The sequence below is a fragment of the Variovorax sp. GrIS 2.14 genome, assembly GCF_046115955.1.
GTDB lineage: Bacteria > Pseudomonadota > Gammaproteobacteria > Burkholderiales > Burkholderiaceae_C > Variovorax.
Map to the genome: position 1 here is coordinate 150,477 of NZ_JBJXIA010000001.1, position 22,484 is coordinate 172,960.

Annotated in this window: 20 protein-coding genes; 16 read left to right on the forward strand and 4 right to left on the reverse strand. The window is 64.0% G+C overall.

What is annotated here, in order from left to right; all coding sequences use genetic code 11:
• Nucleotides 1–21: 21 nt before the first annotated feature.
• Nucleotides 22–1,419 (reverse strand): cell envelope integrity protein CreD, encoded by a 1,398-nt coding sequence (creD, locus tag RCH10_RS00720; protein ID WP_409050864.1) that lies wholly within the window; start codon nucleotides 1,417–1,419, stop codon nucleotides 22–24.
• 207 nt (nucleotides 1,420–1,626) lie between these two features.
• Between creD and RCH10_RS00725 the strand changes: the two genes are divergently transcribed.
• The 9 genes from RCH10_RS00725 to RCH10_RS00765 all read left to right on the forward strand — a co-directional run bounded on the left by RCH10_RS00725 (nucleotide 1,627) and on the right by RCH10_RS00765 (nucleotide 11,970).
• Nucleotides 1,627–3,750, forward strand: coding sequence for a VIT and vWA domain-containing protein (locus RCH10_RS00725; protein WP_409050865.1), 2,124 nt, complete (start codon nucleotides 1,627–1,629; stop codon nucleotides 3,748–3,750).
• 19 nt (nucleotides 3,751–3,769) lie between these two features.
• Entirely contained in the window at nucleotides 3,770–4,681 is a 912-nt protein-coding gene (gene xrtQ, locus RCH10_RS00730; RefSeq protein ID WP_409050866.1) for an exosortase Q, read from the forward strand.
• Nucleotides 4,662–5,276, forward strand: a complete 615-nt coding sequence (locus RCH10_RS00735) for a hypothetical protein (protein WP_409050867.1) — start codon at nucleotides 4,662–4,664, stop codon at nucleotides 5,274–5,276. The genes xrtQ and RCH10_RS00735 overlap by 20 nt, the downstream gene beginning before the upstream one ends.
• Nucleotides 5,277–5,307: 31 nt before the next feature.
• Nucleotides 5,308–6,573, forward strand: a complete 1,266-nt coding sequence (locus RCH10_RS00740; protein ID WP_409050868.1) for a biosynthetic peptidoglycan transglycosylase — start codon at nucleotides 5,308–5,310, stop codon at nucleotides 6,571–6,573.
• 197 nt (nucleotides 6,574–6,770) lie between these two features.
• The gene (locus RCH10_RS00745; protein WP_323496788.1) at nucleotides 6,771–7,907 is read left to right on the forward strand and encodes an ABC transporter ATP-binding protein; all 1,137 of its coding nucleotides are present in this window, start codon (nucleotides 6,771–6,773) and stop codon (nucleotides 7,905–7,907) included.
• Nucleotides 7,908–8,010: 103 nt separating this feature from the next.
• Nucleotides 8,011–9,294 (forward strand): PotD/PotF family extracellular solute-binding protein, encoded by a 1,284-nt coding sequence (locus RCH10_RS00750; protein WP_323496787.1) that lies wholly within the window; start codon nucleotides 8,011–8,013, stop codon nucleotides 9,292–9,294.
• Nucleotides 9,295–9,385: 91 nt separating this feature from the next.
• Nucleotides 9,386–10,303, forward strand: coding sequence for an ABC transporter permease (locus RCH10_RS00755; protein ID WP_409050869.1), 918 nt, complete (start codon nucleotides 9,386–9,388; stop codon nucleotides 10,301–10,303).
• Between the two features lie 4 nt (nucleotides 10,304–10,307).
• Nucleotides 10,308–11,198, forward strand: a complete 891-nt coding sequence (locus RCH10_RS00760; protein ID WP_323496785.1) for an ABC transporter permease — start codon at nucleotides 10,308–10,310, stop codon at nucleotides 11,196–11,198.
• 37 nt (nucleotides 11,199–11,235) lie between these two features.
• Nucleotides 11,236–11,970 carry an aspartate/glutamate racemase family protein gene (locus RCH10_RS00765; protein WP_409050870.1) on the forward strand — a complete coding sequence of 245 codons (735 nt, stop codon included), beginning with the start codon at nucleotides 11,236–11,238 and terminating at the stop codon, nucleotides 11,968–11,970.
• 27 nt (nucleotides 11,971–11,997) lie between these two features.
• Here RCH10_RS00765 and RCH10_RS00770 read toward each other — a convergent pair whose 3' ends face one another.
• Nucleotides 11,998–12,819: a ferritin-like domain-containing protein gene (locus RCH10_RS00770; protein ID WP_409050871.1), complete on the reverse strand. Its 822-nt coding sequence runs from the start codon at nucleotides 12,817–12,819 to the stop codon at nucleotides 11,998–12,000.
• Nucleotides 12,820–13,020: 201 nt separating this feature from the next.
• Here RCH10_RS00770 and RCH10_RS00775 point away from each other — a divergent pair, with 201 nt between their 5' ends.
• Nucleotides 13,021–14,367 carry a carotenoid oxygenase family protein gene (locus RCH10_RS00775; protein WP_409050872.1) on the forward strand — a complete coding sequence of 449 codons (1,347 nt, stop codon included), beginning with the start codon at nucleotides 13,021–13,023 and terminating at the stop codon, nucleotides 14,365–14,367.
• 145 nt (nucleotides 14,368–14,512) lie between these two features.
• Nucleotides 14,513–15,100: a Spy/CpxP family protein refolding chaperone gene (locus RCH10_RS00780; RefSeq protein ID WP_409050873.1), complete on the forward strand. Its 588-nt coding sequence runs from the start codon at nucleotides 14,513–14,515 to the stop codon at nucleotides 15,098–15,100.
• A 104-nt stretch (nucleotides 15,101–15,204) separates the two neighbouring features.
• On the opposite strand, the gene RCH10_RS00785 is transcribed toward RCH10_RS00780, so the two are convergent.
• Nucleotides 15,205–15,630: a serine/threonine protein kinase gene (locus tag RCH10_RS00785; protein ID WP_409050874.1), complete on the reverse strand. Its 426-nt coding sequence runs from the start codon at nucleotides 15,628–15,630 to the stop codon at nucleotides 15,205–15,207.
• A 269-nt stretch (nucleotides 15,631–15,899) separates the two neighbouring features.
• On the opposite strand from RCH10_RS00785, the gene RCH10_RS00790 reads away from it, so the two are divergent.
• From RCH10_RS00790 to RCH10_RS00810, 5 genes are all read left to right on the forward strand, one after another.
• Nucleotides 15,900–16,628, forward strand: coding sequence for an endonuclease/exonuclease/phosphatase family protein (locus tag RCH10_RS00790; RefSeq protein WP_323496779.1), 729 nt, complete (start codon nucleotides 15,900–15,902; stop codon nucleotides 16,626–16,628).
• A gap of 17 nt (nucleotides 16,629–16,645) precedes the next feature.
• Entirely contained in the window at nucleotides 16,646–17,902 is a 1,257-nt protein-coding gene (gene clsB, locus RCH10_RS00795; protein WP_323499697.1) for a cardiolipin synthase ClsB, read from the forward strand.
• A gap of 35 nt (nucleotides 17,903–17,937) precedes the next feature.
• Nucleotides 17,938–18,915 (forward strand): YbhN family protein, encoded by a 978-nt coding sequence (locus RCH10_RS00800; protein ID WP_409050875.1) that lies wholly within the window; start codon nucleotides 17,938–17,940, stop codon nucleotides 18,913–18,915.
• Nucleotides 18,916–18,974: 59 nt separating this feature from the next.
• Nucleotides 18,975–20,252 carry a putative DNA modification/repair radical SAM protein gene (locus RCH10_RS00805; protein WP_409050876.1) on the forward strand — a complete coding sequence of 426 codons (1,278 nt, stop codon included), beginning with the start codon at nucleotides 18,975–18,977 and terminating at the stop codon, nucleotides 20,250–20,252.
• 83 nt (nucleotides 20,253–20,335) lie between these two features.
• The gene (locus tag RCH10_RS00810; RefSeq protein ID WP_409050877.1) at nucleotides 20,336–21,889 is read left to right on the forward strand and encodes a UdgX family uracil-DNA binding protein; all 1,554 of its coding nucleotides are present in this window, start codon (nucleotides 20,336–20,338) and stop codon (nucleotides 21,887–21,889) included.
• Here the strand turns inward: RCH10_RS00810 and RCH10_RS00815 are convergent.
• On the reverse strand, nucleotides 21,886–22,464 hold the full coding sequence (locus RCH10_RS00815) for an acyloxyacyl hydrolase (protein WP_409050878.1): 579 nt from the start codon (nucleotides 22,462–22,464) through the stop codon (nucleotides 21,886–21,888). The two genes, RCH10_RS00810 and RCH10_RS00815, sit on opposite strands and share 4 nt — an antisense overlap.
• Nucleotides 22,465–22,484 lie beyond the last annotated feature (20 nt).

The window sequence follows — 22,484 nt, forward strand, 5'->3', positions numbered from 1 at the left end:
ACGTGTCGACGCAGCCAGACGTCACGGAGTGCTGGTGTCCAGCTGGCCCGTTGTTGCGTTCGACAGCGCGTACCAGTCGACCTTGCGCGTCGCCAGCATCAGTATCGCCAGCATGCCGAACACCAGCAAGGCGCCGAGCAATAACGCATTGCTCTCGGAAGCGAGCAGCCCGTACAGCGCGCCATACAACAGCGCTACGAAGGCAGCGAAAGAAGCGCCGCGCCGCCAGCCGCCGAGCACCGAGCTGAAGTACACAGCGAGCAGTGACACGCTTGCTGTTGCAGCAACAGAATAGGCCTGCCAGAACAGGAGCTTTTCAGACAGCGCCAGCAGCAGCAGGAAGAACAGCGCGATCGAAAGGCCGACCAGACCGTATTGCACAGGATGGAGCCGCAACTTGCGAAAAAGTTCGAACATGAAGCCGGCCATCAGCACGAGTCCGACGAAAAGCGCTCCGTACTTTACGGCGCGTGTCGACATCGCGTAGACGTTGAGCGGCTCTGCCAGCGTCACGTCGAAAGTTTCCAACGCGTTGCCCTGGGGCCCGCCCACACCAGAGCGCACCTGCTCGCGCGCCGCGCTCACCAGCGAAGAAACGCGCCACTGTGCGTCGAAGCCCTGAGGCGTCACGCTGCGCTCCGATGCCAGAAAACGTCCACCGAAGCTCGGCGCGGCCCATGGCGAGGTGATATGCGCAGTCGTGTCGTCGGCGATCGGCGCGATGGACAGCGTCTCTTGCCCGACCAAGCCAAGCTTCAAAGTAAAGGGTAGCGCTTCTCTCGCGCTCCACGCTTTCAACGCGCCACCGGCCAGCGGCGCATGAATACCGCCAGCGAGCCATGCATCTTTTTTGCCAAGGCCCGGAACGCGCTGCATGAAGCGCAGCCTTTCGCCAGCCAGCGTAAGCGCCGGTGAGCCATCGAGGCCACGCAAATCGCTGACGCCGAGAGCGAGGTATGGCGTGCCCGCTTCAATCGTGGACCCGGTTTCGCTGCGCGGGATCGACGCTGGATCGAAGGCGGCAAAACGCCCTTCCATCCCGGCATTGAAGGTATAGAACAGCACGTTGAAGATGCCGCGATAGCGCTGCTGCGGCGCCATGGTGCCTTCGATGCGAAGTGTCTCTGGAAACACCATGTGCGTGAGCGCTTTGGTCTTCCCTACAGTGCCCGTTACGTTGCCGGCGCTGTTGCGCTGTTCCTCGGACCAGCGCTCGGTGTACGGGACGATGAGCAGCGGCGCGACCAGCGTCTGCGGACCGGCGTAAGTCTGTCCGAGCTCTTCTGCTGCTTCCCGTCGACTGCCACCGCGCTCGTTGATCAGCGATCCGATCTCGGCCAGCGGGATGCACAACAACAATGTCAGCAGCACGAGCACGCCGATCTTGAACAGCACTGAATTGCGAAGGTTCTTGAACATTTTTTCCTCTCCCTGGATGTGGAACGACCCGATGCTCGCCTCGCCATCCGAAGTCCGTGTGAAGTGCGTCGACAGCGTCACTTCACACAGACTTCACACCAGGCGTGCGGCCGTCGAAGTCACCGCGCGAAGGCTTCATTGCGGCTTCTCTTTCGGCTCCGACATTCGACTCCGTGCACCGTTGCACGCACCGGAGAAGAAGCTGTCATGGACACCTGCCACAACCTAAACAACAACAACAGCGCATCGACCCGTCCGGGCCGCTGGCTCTGGGCGACCACAGTGGGCCTCGCTACGCTGGGCTTCGTCGCCCTCGGCATGCGGCCATTGCATGCCCAAGAAGCACCCGGCCCGCGCCTCAAAACCGAGAGCCCGTATTTCTTCGTGAAGAGCGACGACCCGTCGGTCGACCGCCTGCCGCTGAAGGGCACTGAAGTCAAAGTGCACATAACGGGCGTCATCGCCGACGTCACGGTCACGCAGCACTACCGCAACGAAGGCCAGCGCGCCATCGAAGCCAAGTATGTGTTCCCCGGCTCGACCAAGGCGGCGGTGAACGGTCTCAACGTGCGGCTGGCCGATCGCCTAATCACCGCGCAGATCCGCGAGAAGCAGCAGGCGCAGATCGAGTACGACACCGCAAAGAAAGAAGGCAAGACGGCCGCGCTGCTCGAACAGCATCTGCCCAACGTGTTCCAGATGAACGTCGCCAACATCCTGCCGGGCGACGACATTCAGGTCGAGCTGCACTACACCGAGTTGCTGGTGCCGCAGTCCGGTAACTACCAGTTCGTCTTTCCGACGGTGGTCGGCCCGCGCTACAACAGCACGCAGTCGTCGCAAGCCAATGCGAGCTGGGTCGCGCAACCGGTGTTGCGTGCGGCCGTGGCGCCGGGCACGACCTTCGCCATGAAGGTGGCGATCGACACGCCGATGGGCATCAAGGAAGTGCGTTCGCGCACGCATGGCATCGACATGAAGAAGGGCGATGCAGACAAACACGCGGACGTCACCTTGACGCAAAGCGCCGAGCCGGCGGACAACCGCGACTTCGTACTCGACTACCGCCTGGCCGGCGAAAAGATCGAGTCGGGCCTGATGCTCTTCAAGGGCCAGGGCGGCGAAGGTGGTGCGACGGCGGAGAACTTCTTCCTCGCGATGGTCGAGCCGCCCAAGTCGGTCGCGGCCACCGCCATCACACCACGCGACTACATCTTCGTGGTCGACATCTCGGGTTCGATGCACGGCTTTCCGCTCGACACGGCCAAGGTCGTGCTGCGTGAACTCATCGGCGGGCTGCGCACCAGCGACACCTTCAATGTGTTGCTGTTTTCAGGCAGCAACAAGATGCTGTCGCCGCACTCGGTGCCGGCCACGCGCGCCAACATCGAGCAAGCGCTCGCGACGATCCAGAACTACAGCGGCAGCGGCAGCACCGAGCTGATCCCCGCGCTGAAGCGCGTCTACGCCGAGCCCAAGCAGCCCGACGTGTCGCGCACCGTGGTGGTCATCACCGACGGCTATGTGACGGTCGAACGCGAGGCTTTCGAGCTGGTGCGCAAGAACCTCTCGCAAGCCAACGTGTTCGCCTTCGGCATCGGCTCATCGGTCAACCGCGGCCTGATGGAAGGCATTGCGCGGGCGGGCATGGGCGAACCTTTCATCATCACCGACCCCATTCAGGCGACCGAGGAGGCTGCGCGCTTTCGCCGCATGGTCGAGTCGCCGGTGCTGACGAGCGTGAAGGCAAAGTTCGAAGGAATCGATGTGTACGACGTCGAGCCGGCCGCACTGCCCGACGTGATGGGCGAGCGCCCGGTGATCGTGTTCGGCAAGTGGCGCGCGAACGCGGATGGTGGAGCGCCCAAGGGCCGCATCGTCATCGAAGGCCGCAGCGCCAATGGCCCGTATCGGCAGGAGCTGAAGGTCGACGGCGCAGTGCGTCAAGACACCGCCGCACTGCGCAGCCTGTGGGCACGCCACCGCATCGCGTCTTTGAGCGACCAGGAGACGCTGGAAGGCGGCGACAGCTTCAAGCAGCGCATCACCGATCTCGGCCTGCAATACAGCCTGCTCACGCAGTACACCAGCTTCATCGCGGTCGACAAGGTGGTGCGCAACGTCGCGCCGCAAAACACGGTGGGCGTCAACCAGCCGGTGCCATTGCCCAAAGGCGTGAGCGAGCTGGCTGTCGGCGGCGCCACGCTCGGTGCCGAAGTGCCGAGCACACCGGAGCCAGAGACGCTCGGCGCCATCGCGGTGGTGCTGTCGATGCTCGCGATGTTGCGCCGCCGCGCGCGCCGGCACGACGACCGCCGCTTCACGGCTTGAACCGGATCGATCGAACACCATGACGCTCGCTCACCTCGCACAGCACCATCCCCGCTTCGTGGACTGGAGCATTCACGTCGATCGCCTGCCAGCTGCCAGCTGGCTCGCACTGCAGTTCGCTGCGCTCACGCCGACCTGGTGCTGGATGGTCATCCGCATGCGCGACGGCTCGGACGATCCGCTCGGCGCGCTGGCCCTGGCCTCGCTCGCTGTGCTGGTCGGGCACCTTCGACACCAACTGCGCGCGGCGCCACGTCTCGGCTGGATCGCGCTGGCGACGGGCGGTACCTTGCTCGCCACCCTGGCGCGCAACGGTCTCGGCGTGGTGCCTGCTCTGCCGCCGCTCGCGGCCGGTCTGCTGGCCGTGCTGGCGCTGGCCTGCGGCCTCGTCGCCTTCCTGCCGAAGCGCGTCGCCGCGTTGCCGGTGGCAGGGCTCGCAGTGCTGGCACTGCCCCTGCTCTCGTCGCTGCAGTTCTATGCGGGCTACCCGTTGCGCGTGGTCACGGCCGAAGCCAGTCGCTGGCTGCTGGCGCCGGGGTTCGAGGTGATGCGTGAAGGCAGCACGCTGCTGGTCGATGGCCGCATGGTCATCGTCGACGCGCCCTGCTCCGGTGTGCAGATGGTCTGGCTCGGTTACTTCACCGCCTGCGCTGTCGCACTGTGGGCGCACCGCACGGACAGGCAGTTCGCGACGCGGCTGCCCGTGGTCGGACTGCTGGTGCTGCTCGGCAACATCGTGCGCAATGCGGTGCTGGTGGCGTTCGAAGGTGCCGGGCACGCGCTGGCGCCCTGGGCGCACGACGCGTTCGGCTTGTTGCTGCTGGCGCTGGTCTGCGGTGGCATCGCCTGGGCCATGGCGAGTAGGACGGCCAAAGCCATCCCCGGCTTGATCACATCCCCAGGAGGCCGTCGTGTCGACACTGCTCTTTGACCGCTGGTTCGCCAATCGTTTCCTCCATCGCGCGGTGCACAAGAGCCTGTTCGGTGCGGCCATGCTGCTGTGTCTCGTGTGGAGCACGGCCGCCGCCCTGCGTGCCTCACCCGTCACGCCACAGCCGGTGGCCGCCTTCCACGAATGGCCGCGCGCATGGGACGGCGTGCCGCTGCGCCCGCTGGCTTTGAGCGAGGTCGAGCACCGCTTCGCCGACCGCTTTCCGGGCGCCATCGCGCGCATGACCGATGGCGAGCAGATGTTCGTGCTGCGGCAGGTCGTGGCGCCGACGCGCATGCTGCATCCGGCTGCCGATTGCTACCGTGCGCTCGGCTATCGGATCGTGCAGGCGCGGCTGGAACGTGATGCACAAGAACGGCTGTGGCGCTGCTTCAACGCCCAGCGAGGTGCCACACGCATTGCATCGAGCCACCCAAGCCAACAGGGACAAACCCTGCGTGTCTGCGAGCGCATCGTCGATGCGAAGGGCACTTCTTTCACCGACACTTCAGCCTGGTACTGGGCGGCGGCCAGCGGTCGCTCGACCGGGCCATGGGAGGCCGTGACCGTCGCCCGCGTCACAAGACCGACGTAAGGTCATCGAATAAAGAGAGGGCGGAAAAACCGTGAAGAAGACGCTGCGTTTCGTGCTGTTCGGGCTGCTGGCCCTGGTGATCACCACCTGTGTGGCGGCAGCGTTGATCGCGCGCTTTACCCTGGCACCGGCGGCCGGTGAGTGGCAGACGCGCATCACGTTCGGTCCGGTCGATTTCGATGTCAGCGTGCCCTCGGCCATCCGCGTGGCCACTTCGCCGTGGTTCGCACCGTGGCTCGACGGCCGCTCGCTCGACACGCGTTTCGGTACCGTGCATTTCGCCTGGAACGACAGCGTCGGCGCACTCGAACTGCGGTGTGCGCCGTGCAGTGCGTCGGTGCCAGCACTGGGCTCTGCACCGATCCGGCTGGACCGCCTGACCGCCACCGTGCGTCGAGATGGCAACGCGCTGGCCGGCACGCTCGAGGCAACACCTGCCGCCAATGCCGGGGCCACCGGTGCCACTCTTTTGCGCGGCAACTGGGACGGCCGCCTCACACCCAAGTCACTGCCCATCAACGTCGACCTGCCCGATGCGCCCATCGCACTCTGGTACGCGGTGCTCGCGCCGGCGTTGCCCGAGCTGCAACGTGCCCGCATTGGCGGCAGCGTGGCGATGCGCGGCCAGTTCACCCTGCCCGCCGGCACCTTCGCGCTGCAGCCGCGCATCGCGCAGTTCACTGTCGAAGGGCTCGGCACCGAAGCGATGCTCGGCGCCCGCACCAGTTGCGGCTCGCCCGCCAAACTGAGCAACGACAGTTGGCTGACACGCGCCGTCATCGCCGCCGAAGATCAGCGCTTCTTCACCCACACAGGCTACGACCTGACCGAACTCACCGCTTCCATCGACAGCAACCAGAAGAGTGGCCACGTGGAGCGCGGCGGGAGCACGCTGACCCAGCAGCTGGCGCGACTGCTCGTCACCGGCAGCGACCGCACCGCCGAACGCAAGCTGCGCGAGCTGCTCTACGCCGTCGAGATGGAGCAGACCCTCGGCAAGGCGCGCATCCTCCAGCTGTACCTCGACAACGCACCCTGGGGCACCGACCTGTGCGGTGCCGACTCGGCGGCCAGGCGATATTTCAAGCGCAGCGCCGTCAAGCTCGAACCCGCCCAAGCCGTCTGGATGGCCGCCATGCTGAACAACCCGCAGGTCGCCGTCGAGAAATGGCAACGCGATGGCAGCATCGACGCCGCTCGCGCCAAGTGGGTCGCCGAAGGAGTGCGTGGCGTGACCCGTTTTCAGCGCGAGTCGCTGCTCAAGAATGTGGCCGCCGCCAAGTTCGCACCGCCCTGAATTGGGTTTCTTCCGCCGCTGTCGATGCACGGTTTGGGGCACCGATCACTTCTGGCTCCCGTCAGCTTGCGAATACTTTGCGCTGCCGCTCTGCCCCATTTCGACGCCACTCGCGATCTTGCGGAATAACCTGGTGCACCAGTGATGTGCACAAGGCTCGCCGCACAACTGGCACATGTCTTGCACAACAGCACTCAATGGATGCTGTCACTGCCCTGCCGCCCGCGGCCGTCGAAATCGTCTCGCTGACCAAGCAATACGCTGCCGGCACGCCCGCCGCTGTCGACCAGATCGACCTGCGAATTGCCAGCGGAAGCTACTGCTGCTTGCTCGGCCCCTCAGGCTGCGGCAAGAGCACCACCTTGCGCATGATCGCCGGCCACGAGTCCGTGTCGAGCGGCGACATCCTGCTGGACAACCGCAACATCACCGACTTGCCCGCCGCAGCCCGCGGCACGGCCATGATGTTCCAGAGCTTCGCGCTCTTTCCGCACCTCTCCGCGCTCGACAACGTCGCCTTCAGCCTGAAGATGAAGGGCATCGGCAAGGTGAAGCGCCAGAGGCAGGCGCGCGACCTGCTGGAACGCGTGGCCATGGGTCATCTGGCCGAGCGCAAGCCCGCTGAACTCTCCGGCGGCCAGCAGCAACGCGTGGCGCTGGCGCGGGCGCTCATCACCGAACCGCGCGTGCTACTGCTCGACGAGCCACTCTCGGCACTCGACCCGTTCCTGCGCATCCAGATGCGCGCCGAGTTGCGCCGATGGCAAAAGGAACTGGGCCTGACCTTCATTCACGTCACGCATTCCCAGGAAGAAGCGATGGCACTGGCCGACACCATGGTCGTCATGAACCACGGGCTGATCGAACAGGTCGGCTCGCCGCACGATGTGTACAACCATCCGGCCAGCGAATTCGTCGCCCGCTTCATGGGAGGCCACAACGTGATCGACACGCCGAACGGGCCGATCGCGGTGCGCAACGACCACATGCTGATCACACCGGCCAGCGAGCCCATCCAAAGCGCGAACGCCGTGGCCGCGCAGATCACCGACGTGGAATACCAGGGCACCTATGTGCTGCTCGGCCTCGAGTTGCTGCAAGGCGCACCGGGCCGCAAGACCGTGTCGGTGTTGCTGGGCGAAGCGCCATTTTTGGCCCGTCTCTACGCGCAAGGCGAGCAGGTCACGCTGTCGTGGCATGAAGCCGATGCGCGCGTGCTCGGCCCCGGCGTCAAGCGGCCGTCGGAGCGCGGTGAACGCAGGGCGCCACCGTCTTCCAACGCGGCGCCGGCCGTCCGCGATGCGACCGAAGTGCTGACGGTCATTCCCGCCTGACGGCACGTCGGCAACGCTTCGACCACGCGTCCTCGACTCTTCCGATACCGCTCCCGATTCCCGCGATCCCGTTCTCTCAAACCACAAACCTGGAGGCCTCCTCATGTCCGACCCTATCGACAACTCTTCTGCCAATGGCGTCAAGCGCCGCGTCCTGCTACAAGGCGGCGCGGGCATGGCCGGCATCCTTGCTGCGGGCGTCGCGCCCTTCGTGCACGCACAGGAAAAAATCGTCTTGCGCTACCTCGGTACGGCGGTCAACCAGGACAAGGCCATCGGCGAGAAGTTCAAGGCCGACACCGGCATCGAGATCCAGTATGTGGCCGTGACCACCGACGATGTCACCAAGCGCGCCGTGACCGCGCCCAACAGCTTCGACCTGATCGACACCGAATTCTTCTCGCTCAAGAAGATCGTGCCGACCGGCAACCTGAAGGGCATCGACGTCAAGAAGATCAAGAACGCCGACAAGATCACCGCGCTCTTCACCAAGGGCGAAGTGGCCGGCAAGAAGGTCGGTGACCAGGGCACCGCACCCAAGAAGGTGATCTACCTCGAAAGCGAAAAGTCGAAGAAATTCTCGACCACGCCGACGCAGTTCATGTCGCTCATCCCCACGGTCTACAACGCCGACACGCTGGGGATTCGCCCGGACCTCATCAAGCGCCCCATCACCTCATGGGCCGAGCTGCTGAACCCGGAATTCAAGGGCAAGGCCGCCATCTTGAACATCCCGTCGATCGGCATCATGGACGCGGCCATGGTGGTGGAAGCCAAGGGCATCCACAAGTACGCCGACAAAGGCAACATGACCAAGGCCGAGATCGACCTGACGATCAAGACGCTGATCGAAGCCAAGAAGGCCGGTCAGTTCCGCGCACTGTGGAAAGACTTCAACGAGTCGGTCAACCTGATGGCCTCGGGCGAAGTGGTGATCCAGTCGATGTGGTCGCCGGCCGTCACGGCCGTGCGCACCAAGGGCATCGCCTGCAACTTCCAACCGCTGAAAGAAGGCTATCGCGCCTGGGCTGCCGGCTTCGGTCTGCCAGCCACCCTGAGCGGCAAGAAGCTCGACGGCGCCTACGAGTTCATCAACTGGTTCCTCGACGGCTGGGCCGGTGCGTACCTCAATCGTCAGGGCTACTACAGCGCCGTGCTCGACACCGCCAAGGCCAAGATGGAAGGCTACGAGTGGGCCTACTGGATGGAAGGCAAACCCGCTTCGCAAGACATCAAGAGCCCGAACGGCGATGTGCTGGCCAAGACCGGCGCAATCCGCGACGGCGGCAGTTATGAAGAACGCATGGGCGGCATCGCCTGCTGGAACGCGGTGATGGACGAGAACGAGTACATGGTCAAGAAGTGGAACGAGTTCGTAGCAGCCTGAACACTGTTGCTCGCCCCCAGGTCGCTGCGCACTGCGTGTCGCGACTCCCACCCCCTGACCGGGGGCGACACTCCTCTTCCAACATTGATTCATGAGCGCACCAGCAACTTCCGGTCACGCCGTATCCCTGCCCAGCCACACCGTGAAGGCATGGTGGCAGGCGGCGCCGTTCGCGCTGGTATTCCTGCTCTTCTTCTTGATTCCACTGGCGCTGATCGCGATGGTCAGCTTGTGGAACTTCAACGAATACGAGCTCATTCCTGCCATCTCGATTCGCAACTACATCAGCATCTTCGAAGGCTGCACGCACCTCACCGACAACGGTGATTACTGCGTCACGCTCAGCACCTACATCAGCACGCTCAAGTTCTGTCTGCTGGTCTGGGGCATCACGTTGCTCATCGGTTTTTCGGTCGCGTACTTTCTCGCGTTCCATGTGCGCTCGTCGACCATGCAGACGGTGCTGTTCGTGCTGTGCACGGTGCCTTTCTGGACCTCCAACGTCATCCGCATGATCTCGTGGGTTCCGCTGCTGGGTCGCAACGGCCTGGTCAACCAGGGACTGATGAGCCTGGGCGTGGTCCACGACCCGATCGAGTGGCTTCTGTTCTCCGATTTCTCGGTGGTGCTCGCTTTCGTGCACCTCTACACGATGTTCATGATCGTGCCGATTTTCAATTCGATGATGCGCATCGACCGCAATCTGCTCGAAGCAGCCAGCGACGCCGGAGCGTCCGGCTGGCAGACGCTGTGGAACGTCATCGTTCCGCTGTCGCGCACCGGCATCCTCATCGGTTCGATCTTCGTCATCACCATCGTGATGGGCGACTTCGTGACCATCGGCGTGATGGGCGGCCAGCAGATCGCCTCCATCGGCAAAATCATCCAGGTACAGACCTCGTACCTGCAGTTCCCGCTCGCCGCAGCCAACGCGATGATCCTGCTGGCAGTCGTGCTCATGATCATCTGGGGTCTGACCCGGCTCGTCGACATCCGGAAGGAACTGTGACGCCATGAGCAACCGCATAGGCGAACAACGCTCCCCGGGCTTCTGGCCGCTGGCCATCGTCTTCGCGCTTTTCGTTGTCTTTTTATACGGCCCGATGATCACGATCTTCGTGCTCAGCTTCCAGGGGCCCGAAGGCGGCCTCACGTTCCCGCTGCGCGGTGTCTCCCTGCACTGGTTCTACAAACTTGCAGAAGGCCTCGGCACGGTAGACATCGGCGCAGCGTTCAGGCGCTCGCTCGCTCTCGGCGCCGTCGTCATGGCCTTCACCGTCGTACTGTCGGTTTTGGCAGGCCTCGCATTCCGCAAGAAGCTCACTGGCAGCAACGCCCTCTTCTTTATCACGGTGGCAAGTTTGATCATGCCGTCGATCATTATTTCGCTCGGCATCGGACTGCAGTTCCGCCTCATAGACACTGGCATCAAGGAAGCACTGACGGCACTCGGCGCAACCGACATGCTCGAGGGTTATGGCACAGCCCTGGGCCTCTTTACTTCGGCGCTCGGCGCGCACCTGACGTGGACCTTGCCCTTCGGCCTGCTCATCATGTTCGCCGTGTTCAACCGCTTCGACCCGGCTTACGAAGAAGCCGCGCGCGACCTCGGCGCCACGCCGTGGCAAGCCTTCAGGTTCGTCGTGTTGCCGCTCATCGGCCCTTCGATCGTCGGCATCGGCATGTTCGGCTTCACGCTCAGCTGGGACGAGATCGCACGCACCTCGCAGGCCATCGGCGACGTCAATACCCTGCCACTCGAACTGCAGGGACTGACCTCGACGGTGACGACGCCGTCGATCTATGCGCTCGGTACCGTGACCACCATCGTGTCGTTCGGAGTGATGGCGATCGCGCTCGGCTCGGCCGCGCTGCTGCGTCGACGTGCCGCGCGGCCCCGCTGACCCGAACGACGCCAAGCGATCCGGGAACAACGCCGCGATGCCCAGCCTGCTCGTCATCAATCCGAACACCTCGGCGTCCGTCACCGCGCTGCTGCAGGGCCACGTGCAAGCCGCTGCCGGCCCGGCCTTGTCTGTGCACACGTTGACGGCGCGTTTCGGCGCACCCTACATCTCGGACGAAGCCAGCTACGCGGTCGCGAACCACGCAGTGCTCGACAGCTGGGCGGTGGCGCAAGCGCAAGGACTCAAGCCGGACGCGGTACTGATCGGGTGCTTCGGCGATCCCGGACTTTTTGCGTTGCGGGATGGCGCTGGCGTGCCGGTGGGCGGCCTGGCCGAGGCGTCTTTCACGGCCGCCGCGTGGCACGGGCGCTTCGCCATCGTGACCGGCGGCGACCGCTGGCGGCCGATGCTCTCGCGCCTGGCCAACGCGCTCGGCTACGGCCAGACGCTGGCTGGCATCCACACGGTAGCGCCCACCGGCGCGCAGCTCGCCGCCGATCCGGTCGGCGCTCGCAAGCTGCTGGCCGAGGCCTGCTGCCAGGCCGCCGATCGGTTCAAGGCACAGGCTGTGATCCTCGGCGGCGCGGGCCTCGCAGGCATCGCCGCCGACATCGCAGCCCAAGTGCCGGTCCCGCTGGTAGACAGCGTCACTGCCGGTGCCCAATGGGCACTTGAAGCGCTGCTGAATCCAGGGGCACGCAATGTCTCGCCAGCCGGTTTCGGCGTCGCGTGGCAGAACGTATCCTGGGAACTCGAAGCCCTGCCCTGATGCGCGAGCGAGGTCAATGCCGCGGTGCTAGCGCAAGAACACGCGCTGCATGAACTGCTCGACTGGCCACTGAACTATGGCCTGCAAGGCCGGCGGCAGCGCCAGCGGGCGCATCAGCATCTTGAGCGTGGTGCCCGGTCGCAAATTGCGGCGGATGGTCGCGTTCATGCGCGCGCTGATCTGCTGCAGATAAGCCGAGTCTTCGGCACGCTCCGGGGCGTGCGACCTGGCCACGTGCCTGATCGCGCAGTCCGCGTCTTCGCTCTTCAGCTCCAGCGTGCGCCGGCCGACCGTCGCCAACACGCGCGCGCGACCCGGCGCTTCCTGCGCGCGATACCGCTTGAAGAAGCGATAGAAGTTCTTGTAGTGGCTGACCTCGTCGGCAGCGATGCGCTCAGCCAGCTCGTGCAATAACGGCTCGTTCGTGCTCTGGGCGAGAGCGCTGTAGTACGTCGCCGTGCCGGTCTCGACGACGCAGCGCGCTGCCAGCTCCAGCGCCCGCGTCGGCGCCAGCAGTTCGACCTTGCAGTAGGTCGCGTACTCATGGAGGAACGCGTCGAAGGCCGGCTGCCACGCGAACTCAGGCCAGACGTGCTCGACATAGGCTCGCAAGGCACGCCCGTGCTTTAGCTCTTCCGGCTCCCAGCGATCGCGAAGCCAGTCGGCCACCTCGGTATCGCCACGGAAGAAGTCGATCAGGTTGTGCGTGTAGAGATCGGAGCCACTCTCTATGAAAGAGGCACAACTGATCAGATAAAAAAGGTTCTCGTCCTCGTGTACGTCGCCGAGCACGATGCGCGAGAAATCAAGATCCTCCGCTTCCCATCGAGCGGCTTCGTGCGCTGGCATGTGCGTTCCCTGACGTTGTTGATTCGACCCTTGCTTCATTCTTCGCCCGTTGCCCAATCCCCCCTGTAGGCGCGTGACCAATTCAACTTATGAATGAGTTAGGACGGCATGCCCCTAAAAAAGCAGACCGCCGATACGATGGCATCGCGCAGGCACAGAAAGCCCAGCGCCGCGATTTCCGCGAAGAACAGGAGCCTTCTCATGAACGAAGCGACCCCGCGCCACACCGCGGCGCCATCGAACCTGGCGCCGATCGATTTCGAGATCGAAGTCGGCCCGTTGCCCTTGCACGGGACATTGCCTGAAAGTCTGCGCGGCACGCTGGTCCGCAACGGTCCGAACCCGCGCGTGCCGGACGCCAAGGCCCATTGGTTTTCAGGCGACGGCATGCTCCACGCCTTTCACATCGCCGACGGCGCGGTGCACTACCGGAACCGCTGGGTCAAAACGGGCCCGTCGGACGGCGTCGCCAACACCAATGTCATCGGCCACGCAGGCCGAGTGCTCGCGCTCGAAGAAGCACACCTGCCGGTCGTGATCGATCTGGCCACCCTCGACACGCTGGGCCCCACGGACTTCGACGGCGGCCTGCAGCACCGCGTCACCGCCCATCCCAAGACCGATCCGCGCACCGGCGAGCTGCTCTTCTTCGGCTACGGCACGCCCGAGTCGCTCTCCAGCGGCATGAGCTTCGGCACCGTCTCGCGCGAAGGCCGCGTAACGCGGCGGGAACATTTCGAGGCGCCCTACGCGAGCATGGTCCACGACTTCGCGGTCAGTGCCGAGCACGTGATGTTCCCGGTCATGCCGCTCACCGCCAGCCGCGAGCGCGCCCAATCGGGCCGGCCGCCCTTCGCGTGGGAACCTGCGCACGGCACACGCGTCGGCATGATGCCGCGCAACGGCAGCACCAAAGACCTGGTCTGGTGGTCGGGTCCGGCCTGCTACGTGTTCCATGTGATGAACGCGTGGGAAGCCGGCAACAGCGTGTTCGTCGACGTCATGCAGTTCGACCTGCCGCCGCTTTTTCCGTACCCTGACGGCTCGCCCGCCGGCGACAGCCGCACGCCCTCACGCCTCACCCGGTGGACCTTCGACCTCGACAACCCGGCCCATGAGTTCACGCAGACCGTGCTGGAAGAAACCCGCGGCGAATTCCCGCGAATGGACGAGCGCTTCGCCGGGTTTGCGTATCACCACGGGTGGTTCGCCGGACACGTCGCGCTGGACGATGGCGAGGTGCGCATGTACGCGAGCGTCATCCATATCGACCACGCGACAGGGGCGCGCGACATGTTCACCTTCGATGCGCCCGACATGGTTTCCGAAGCCATCTTCGTGCCCCGCGCCGCTGATGCCGAAGAAGGCGATGGCTGGCTCCTGGCCACCGTGTGGCGCGGCCGCAGCAACACGAGCGACCTCGTCATCTTCGATGCGCAAGACGTCGCCAAGGGCCCGGTGTGCACCGCCGTCTTGCCGCATCGCGTGCCGGTAGGCTTTCACGGCAACTGGTTTCCGGAAGGATCGACCCGCCTGACGCCCGATTGAGGCGGCCGCGGCCCGAATGATTCACTGAACAGTTCATTGAACTTTACGCAAGCTCACGCTGCGCTCACGGAATCGATACGGACGGCTTCCACACTTGCCCTCACCTGCTGCCCTTCGGTCGCAGGCTCCAAAAGGAAGCAACGTCATGATCAAACTCCGCCATCGTGTTCTCTGGGCCAGCATGCTGGCCACCGCTACGCTCGTCACTGCAGGAGCCTTCGCGCAACCGGCGCCATCGGCGCCGACGACTGCGCCCGCTGCGCCCACTGCTCAGGCTCCCGTCGGCAAAGCCGACCCCGCGGCCGACCATCGCCGCATGGACCACGGAGACCCCGCCAAGCGCTTTGCCCGCATGCAGGAGCACCGGGCCAAACGCATGGCGGCATTGAAAGAAAAGCTCAAGCTCAGCCCGACGCAAGAAGCTGCCTGGACCAACTTCACCGCATCCACGCAGCCCCCTGCAGGCCCACCACCGCAGCGGCCCGACCGCGCTGAGTTTGCCAAGCTGACAACGCCGCAGCGTCTCGAGCGCATGCAAGCCCGCCAGAGCGAGCGCACCGCCATGTTCGCGAAGCGGGCGGAAGCAACGAAGACCTTCTACGCGGGCCTGAATCCCGAACAGCAAAAAACCTTCGATGCGGAAACTGCTCACATGGGCCACGACGGTCACCGCGGTCACCACGGTCAGGGCGGCCCGGATGGCCATCGCCCGCCGCCTCCTGTCAAGGGATGAGCCATCCACGCTGAGTGCATAAAGGCTCAGCCTCGACGTCCATAAAAAAGCCCGTAGCGCTCATCGCGCTACGGGCTTTTGTTTTGCCTCACGCCAGTGCCGAATTAATTCGGCGTACCGCCACCTGCAGCTGGATTGGTGGGAACGTCTGGACGTTCGACCTTGTCACCACGCACCGGCTTGGTCTTGCGCCCCGCCATGCTGACTTCCTTGCGGGACATGTCACCGGTCGCCTGCATCGTCTCGTTGGGCTGCTTGGTCATCGAGCCCATCGTGCTCGCTTCGCCGGTTGGAATGGTCTTCGCGCGGTTGGCAGCGCGCGTCTCTGCCTTCACAGCTTCGCGCGACACCGGATCGGTGCCGTCAGGTCGCTGAGGCGGGTTGGTTGTACCGTTCTTGAGCGAGATCGTGCTGCCTTCGCCGCCCTTGGACGGATTGGGTGCTGCAGGCTTGTCCTGGGCCATTGCGCTGATGCTGCCGACGCCCAACAAGGTGGCGGTGAGTACGGATAACAGACGTTGGTTTTTCATGGCGATGTCCTTTACTGAATTTCAGAATGGATGGTTGAGCCCTTCCGCTCGAAAAGCTCTGGCTCTACCGTAGCCCCTGTTGGCGCGCACCGTGTCGGGGCGCAGCAGCCAGAGTTGTAGGAGCGAGGAGGGGTCGCACGAAAGGTTTCGGCAAGCTTTGGCAGGGTCGGAAAGGAATGAGGGCGAAGGTGGCGCGTTCCTACAGCCCATCGAGCGCGTGACCGTTACAACTGAGATCTGTGACACCCGCACCCACATCCCTCAAGGTCATGACAGTGAACACCCACAAAGGGTTCACTGCGCTCAATCGCAAATTCATCCTGCCGGAGCTGCGCGATGCCGTTCGCACTGTCGGCGCGGACGTCGTGTTTTTGCAGGAGGTGCTGGGCACGCATTCGCGGCACTCGCGCAAAGTCGACAACTGGCCCGAGGCACCGCACTACGAATTCCTTGCAGACACCATGTGGCCGCAATTTGCCTATGGCCGCAATGCGGTGTATCCCAAGGGACATCACGGCAACGCGGTGCTTTCCAAATTCCCGATCGTGCATTTCAAGAACCACGACGTATCCATCACCGGACCGGAGAAACGCGGCCTGTTGCATTGCGTGCTGCGCCTGCCGGGTCGCCCGGTCGATGTGCATGTGATTTGCGCGCACCTGGGTCTGGCGGAGGCACATCGGCAGCAGCAACTCGAACTGCTGTGCCATATCGTGCGAGACGAAGTGCCATCCGATGCGGCGCTGATCGTCGCCGGTGATTTCAACGACTGGCGCGGCCGCGCGCACGAGATCCTGGAACAAGGCGCTGCGCTGCACGAAGTCTTCTTGCAGGCCAATGGCAGCGCCGCGCGCACGTTTCCGGCACGCTTTCCCGTGTTGCAACTGGACCGTATCTATGTGCGCAATGCCGGCGTGCATTCGCCCATCGTGTTGCCGCGCAAGCCTTGGTCGCATTTGTCCGACCATGCGCCGCTGGTCGCAGACATCTCGCTGTAAACGATCGGGGTCAAACCATGAGCGCGCATTGGATCGCCGGCAACACCATCGCGCTGCTGGAAAACGGCGAGGAGTTTTTTCCGCGCGTGTTCGGGCTTATTGCCAAGGCCGAGCGAGAAGTCATCATCGAGACCTTCATCCTGTTTGAAGATGAAGTCGGCCTGGGGCTGCGTGATGCGCTGGTGTCGGCCGCCAGCCGCGGCGTCAAGGTCGACCTGATGATCGACGGCTTCGGCTCACCCGATCTATCGCCGGAGTACATGGCGTCGCTCACCTCGGTCGGCGTCAGGGTGCGTGTGTTCGATCCGGGCAAGCGGTACTTCGGGCAGCGCCTCAACATCTTTCGTCGCATGCACCGAAAGCTCGTCGTTATCGACGGGGCGCGCGCCTTCGTCGGCGGCATCAACTATGCGGCCGATCACCTGATCGCGCACGGGCCCAAGTCCAAGCAGGACTATGTGGTCGAGTTGACGGGTCCGATCGTCGTGGAAATCCATCGCTTCGTGCTGCACGCCATCGCGGTGGGTGGCAAAGGCGCGGGCTGGTTCAGGCGGCGGCTTCGGGCCGCGAAAGAACATGTGGACGTCGCCATTGCGCAACCATCAGGCACAGCCGATGTGCTCTTCGTCAGCCGGGACAACCGGCGTCATACCAACGACATCGAGCGCCACTACCGCGCTGCGATTCGCGCGGCCAGGCAGCGTGTCGTGATTGCCAACGCGTACTTCTTTCCCGGCTATCTCCTGATCCAGGAGATGCGGCGCGCCGCTCGGCGCGGTGTCGATGTAAAGCTCATCCTGCAGGGCGAGCCCGATATGCCAATCGTCAAGACCGCCGCCAGCATGCTGTATCACCACCTGCTGAATGCCGGTGTGCGGGTCTACGAATACTGCGAGCGACCGCTGCATGGCAAGGTCGCCGTGATGGACGATCGCTGGAGCACGGTCGGCTCGAGCAACCTCGATCCGCTGAGCCTGTCGCTCAACCTCGAAGCCAACGTGATCGTGCGTGACCGTGAGTTCAACGGCGTGTTGGCCGATCGCCTCGACACGCTGATCGCACTCAGCTGCAAGCAGATCAAGACATCGGACCTTACCGAGTGGAGCGGATGGCGGCTGGTGCGCAGCTTTTTCATCTTTCACCTGCTGCGCTGGTATCCCGCGTGGATTCGCTGGCTGCCGCGCCATGCGCCGCGCCTGCAACGGGTCGAGTCCGGTGAGCAAGGCAGCGGCAGCGCAACGGCGGGCGCTACGCAGACGGACACAGCCGCATGACACCGGCCGCGGCCCGGTCTATCAGGTCACAGCCAATGCCTCCGCGCCGGTCATGGATCGTCAACATCACGAGCAAGCCATGGTGGCCTTGGGCCAAGCGCATCGTGGTGCTGGGCTTCCTGGCCTTCGTCATCACGCTGCTGGTCGTCCAGGCCCGGTCTATCGACTGGTCGGAAGTAATGACGACCCTGCGCGCCTACCCGCTGCACGTGCTGCTGCTGGGTGCCGCGCTGGCAGCGTCGAGTCACTTGATCTACAGCACCTTCGATCTCGTCGGCCGGCACTACACCGGCCACAAGTTGCCGGCGGCAACGGTGATGGCCATCGCTTTCGTAAGTTATGCGTTCAACCTGAACCTCGGAACTCTGGTCGGTGCACTGGGGATGCGCGTTCGCTTGTATTCGCGGCTCGGGCTCGAGCCGACGACCATCGCCCGCATCGTCGGCAGCAGCATGCTGACCAACTGGCTCGGCTACTTTCTGCTCGCGGGCGCGGCCTTTCTGTTCTGGCCGCTCAAGTTGCCGGACACATGGCATCTGGGGATGGCCGCGTTGAGAGCGGTCGGCGGTGTGCTGATGCTGATTGCGCTCGCGTACCTGCTGCTGTGCGCGTTTTCAAAACGCCGTGAGTGGACGATCCGCGACCACGAGATCGCATTGCCCGCGCTGCCCGTCGCGCTGGTGCAGCTGGCAATGTCGTGCGCCAACTGGGCGGTGATGGGCGCCACCATGTATGTGCTGCTGCTCGGCAAGGTGAGCTATCCGATGGCGCTCGGCGTGTTGCTGATCGGTGCCGTTGCAGGCTTGCTGTCGCGTGTACCGGCCGGGCTCGGCGTGCTGGAGGCGGTCTTCATTGCCGTGCTCTCGCCACCGCTCGGCAACAGCGTGTTGATCGCGGCAGTGCTTTGTTATCGGGCGGTGTACTACTGGGCGCCGCTCGCGATCGCCGGGGCGCTGTATCTGCTCATGGAACTCAACGCGAAGAAGCTGGCCGCGTCAAAACAAGCCGCCTGAGGCAGGCGGACGAGACGAACGGTATGGATTGAATCCGATAACCACTGTAGATTCATCCAGTGGATATTCAACAGAAACTCGCTGTGCTGGCCGACGCCGCCAAGTACGACGCCTCGTGTTCATCGAGCGGCACCAGCAAGCGCAATTCGGTCGGCGGCAAAGGCATCGGCTCGACCGAAGGTTCCGGCATTTGCCACAGCTATGCACCTGACGGCCGATGCATCTCGCTGCTCAAGATTCTGCTCACCAACTTCTGTACGTACGACTGTTTGTACTGCGTCAACCGCGTGACGAGCAACGTGCAGCGCGCGCGCTTTTCGGTGAACGAAGTGGTGACCTTGACGCTCGACTTCTATCGCCGCAATTGCATCGAAGGCCTGTTTCTTTCCAGCGGCATCATCCAGAGCCCCGACTACACGATGGAGCAGGTCGTCGAGGTCGCGCGCGTGCTGCGCGAAGACCACGACTTTCGCGGCTACATTCATCTGAAGACCATTCCCGACGCGTCGCCCGAGCTGCTGCAAAGAGCGGGCCGTTATGCCGACCGGCTCAGCATCAACATCGAACTGCCGACGTTGCAGGGCCTGGCATTGCTGGCACCGGAGAAAGACGGCACGGCGATCCGCAGATCGATGGCGCGGCTGGCCGTCCACATCGACGACGCCAAAGGTGCGGCACGCGACAGCAGCGTCACCTCGATCGTCTCGATGCCAAACGCCACACCGCGCCGCGCCAAGCCGCCCCGCTTCGCGCCCGCTGGGCAGAGCACGCAAATGATCGTCGGTGCAGACGCCGCCGACGACGTCGCCATCCTGTCGACCAGCGCCAATCTCTACGGCGCCTACAGCTTGCGCCGGGTGTACTACTCGGCGTTCAGCCCTATTCCGGATGCCTCGTCTTCGCTGCCGTTGAAGTCGCCGCCCATGGTGCGTGAGCACCGGCTCTATCAGGCCGACTGGTTGATGCGGTTCTATGGGTTCTCGCACGAAGAGATCGTGCCCAAAGCACAAGGCGGCATGCTGTCGCTCGATGTCGATCCCAAGCTGGCGTGGGCGCTGGCGCACGTCGAGCGCTTTCCGGTGGACCTCAATGTGGCGCCGCGCGCCATGCTGTTGCGCGTGCCGGGCCTGGGCGTGAAGGCGGTCGACCGGCTGCTCATCGCGCGGCGCGTGCGGCAATTGCGCAGCGACGATCTTTCGCGACTGCATGTGCCGCTCAAGAAAGTGATGCCTTTCGTCGTGACGGCCGATCATCGGCCCGACCCCACGCTCACCAGCCACCGGCTTGCGGCGCAGCTGCGCCCCGCGCACGTGCAAGGTTCTCTGTTCGACGCATGAGGCCCTGTGGTTGCGTGACCGCTGCCCATGGCGCGCGCTCAATCCCTACATCGACCGCGACCGCTGCGTCATAGCCTTGGTTCATGGCAGGTCTCACGGTCACGAACATCTCACTTGCAAGCGAAACGGACTGGCCGGGCTTTCGCAACGAAGCCCGCGCGCTGCTTGCGAAACTGATCGCTCCTGCAGAAGTCGCATGGCACACGCCTGCAAGCGGCGCGGCAGATTTGTTCTCGGATTCCGACGTATCGCCGACCAGTCCACTTGTCGCAGCGCATTCGCATGGTCCGATCAACCTGGTGGTGCCGTCGTCTTTCGTCACGCTGTGCGAAACGGTCATTCTGCACAACGACCCCGCTCGCTTCGGCCTGCTGTACAGCCTGCTGTGGAGACTTGTCCATGAGCCCGCGCTGCGTCACGACCCGCTCGATGCAGGCCGTGTCAAGGCGCAGCACATGGCTCAATCGGTGCGGCGCGACATGCACAAGATGAAAGCCTTCGTGCGCTTTCGCACCGTTGAGAGCGGAGAGGGAAAGCCGCCACTGCACGTCGCGTGGTTCGAGCCCGATCACCACATTGTCGAAGCCGTGGCGCCGTTCTTCATGCGACGTTTTACGCAGATGGAGTGGGCCATCCTGACACCGGAGCGTTCAGTGCACTGGGATGGCGAGCGCCTGCACTTCGGCCCTGGCGGCGAGCGTCGCCATGCACCCGCGCCCGACGCGGGCGAAGCCCTGTGGCTCACCTACTACGCCAACATCTTCAATCCAGCGCGCCTCAAGATGGCGATGATGAAAAAGGAGATGCCGGTCAAGTACTGGCACAACCTGCCGGAGGCCGAACTCATCAGCGGGCTGGCAGCCGACGCGATGGCACGTAGCGGGCGCATGGTCGAAGCCGCGCCGACGCAGCCTGCGCGGCGCATCGTGCCCGTGGCAAGTGAGACGGCGCCGAGGGTGTCGAATGCGCCGCACGAGGGCGTTGCCGGGCCAGAAGACGTTGGTCGCGGCGTCTTCGCAGAGCTCACTGTTGCCATCCACCCCGCGCAGGCGCTGACCGCCCTCAAGAAAGCGACCGACCGGTGCCGTGAATGCCCCATCGGTGAACACGCGACGCAATCGGTGTTCGGTGAAGGCCCGGTCCACGCCGCACTGATGGTGGTCGGAGAGCAACCCGGCGACCAGGAAGATCTGCGTGGTCGCCCGTTCGTCGGGCCTGCCGGGCGCCTGTTCGATCAAGCCATCGCGCAGCTCGGTTGGCCGCGCGAGCAGCTCTATGTGACCAACGCGGTCAAGCACTTCAAGTTCGAGCTTCGCGGCAAGCGGCGCATTCACAAAACGCCGACTCAACGTGAGGCCTCCGCCTGTCTGCATTGGCTTGAAAGCGAGATCGAACAGGTTCAGCCGCATGCCTTGATTGCGCTCGGTGCCACAGCGGCCAAGGCCTTGCTGGGCCGGCCCGTCGCCGTCACGCGTGAGCGCGGCCAGTGGCACGACGGTCCGCGCGGACGCAAGGTGCTGGTGACGTTGCATCCGTCCGCATTGCTTCGCGGCGACCCTGCCGAGCACGAGCAGGCCTACAAGGCGTGGCTGGACGATTTGGCACTCGCCACGGACTGGCTCAAGCACGCCGTCTAGAAACGGTACCCGTACCGAACCTTGTAGAAGTTTTCGCCCGGATTCGGCTCCTTGATACCGGCGTTGGAGAAGTGCTGCACCCGCAGCGAGACCTCGTGCTGGCCGCGATCGCCAAAGCTACGACCGACGCCCAGCGCCTCAGTCAACTGGAAAGCCGTACTGAACCGATGCTCCGGGGTGCGATAGAGGTGGTCCATGACGACCGCACCGATGCCGCTCTCGACAAACCAGGGCGAAGTGCCTTCGGCAAGGCGATATCGCAAACTCGGCATCACGCCGATCTGCAAATAGTTGTGATGACCATCCTGAACGACGGGCGTGGCATGCCAGTTGGTGACCGACAGGTCGAGGTAGGTCGACATTGCAGCGGTGTGCAGGGACTCTATGGGTGTCCAAGGAATCATCGTGCCGACCGTCGCAGAGTTGGTGCCGCCGGTTTCGCCACCACGAAAGGCCCGGCCACCTTCAACATAAATTCTGATGCCCTGACCGTCGAAGGCATGGGCCGAACCCCACAAAAGCAGAAAACTGGCCGCAAAGACGGCACGAAGATCAACTTTTGGGATGGTTTTCACTAATGAAAAGGATCTCTACG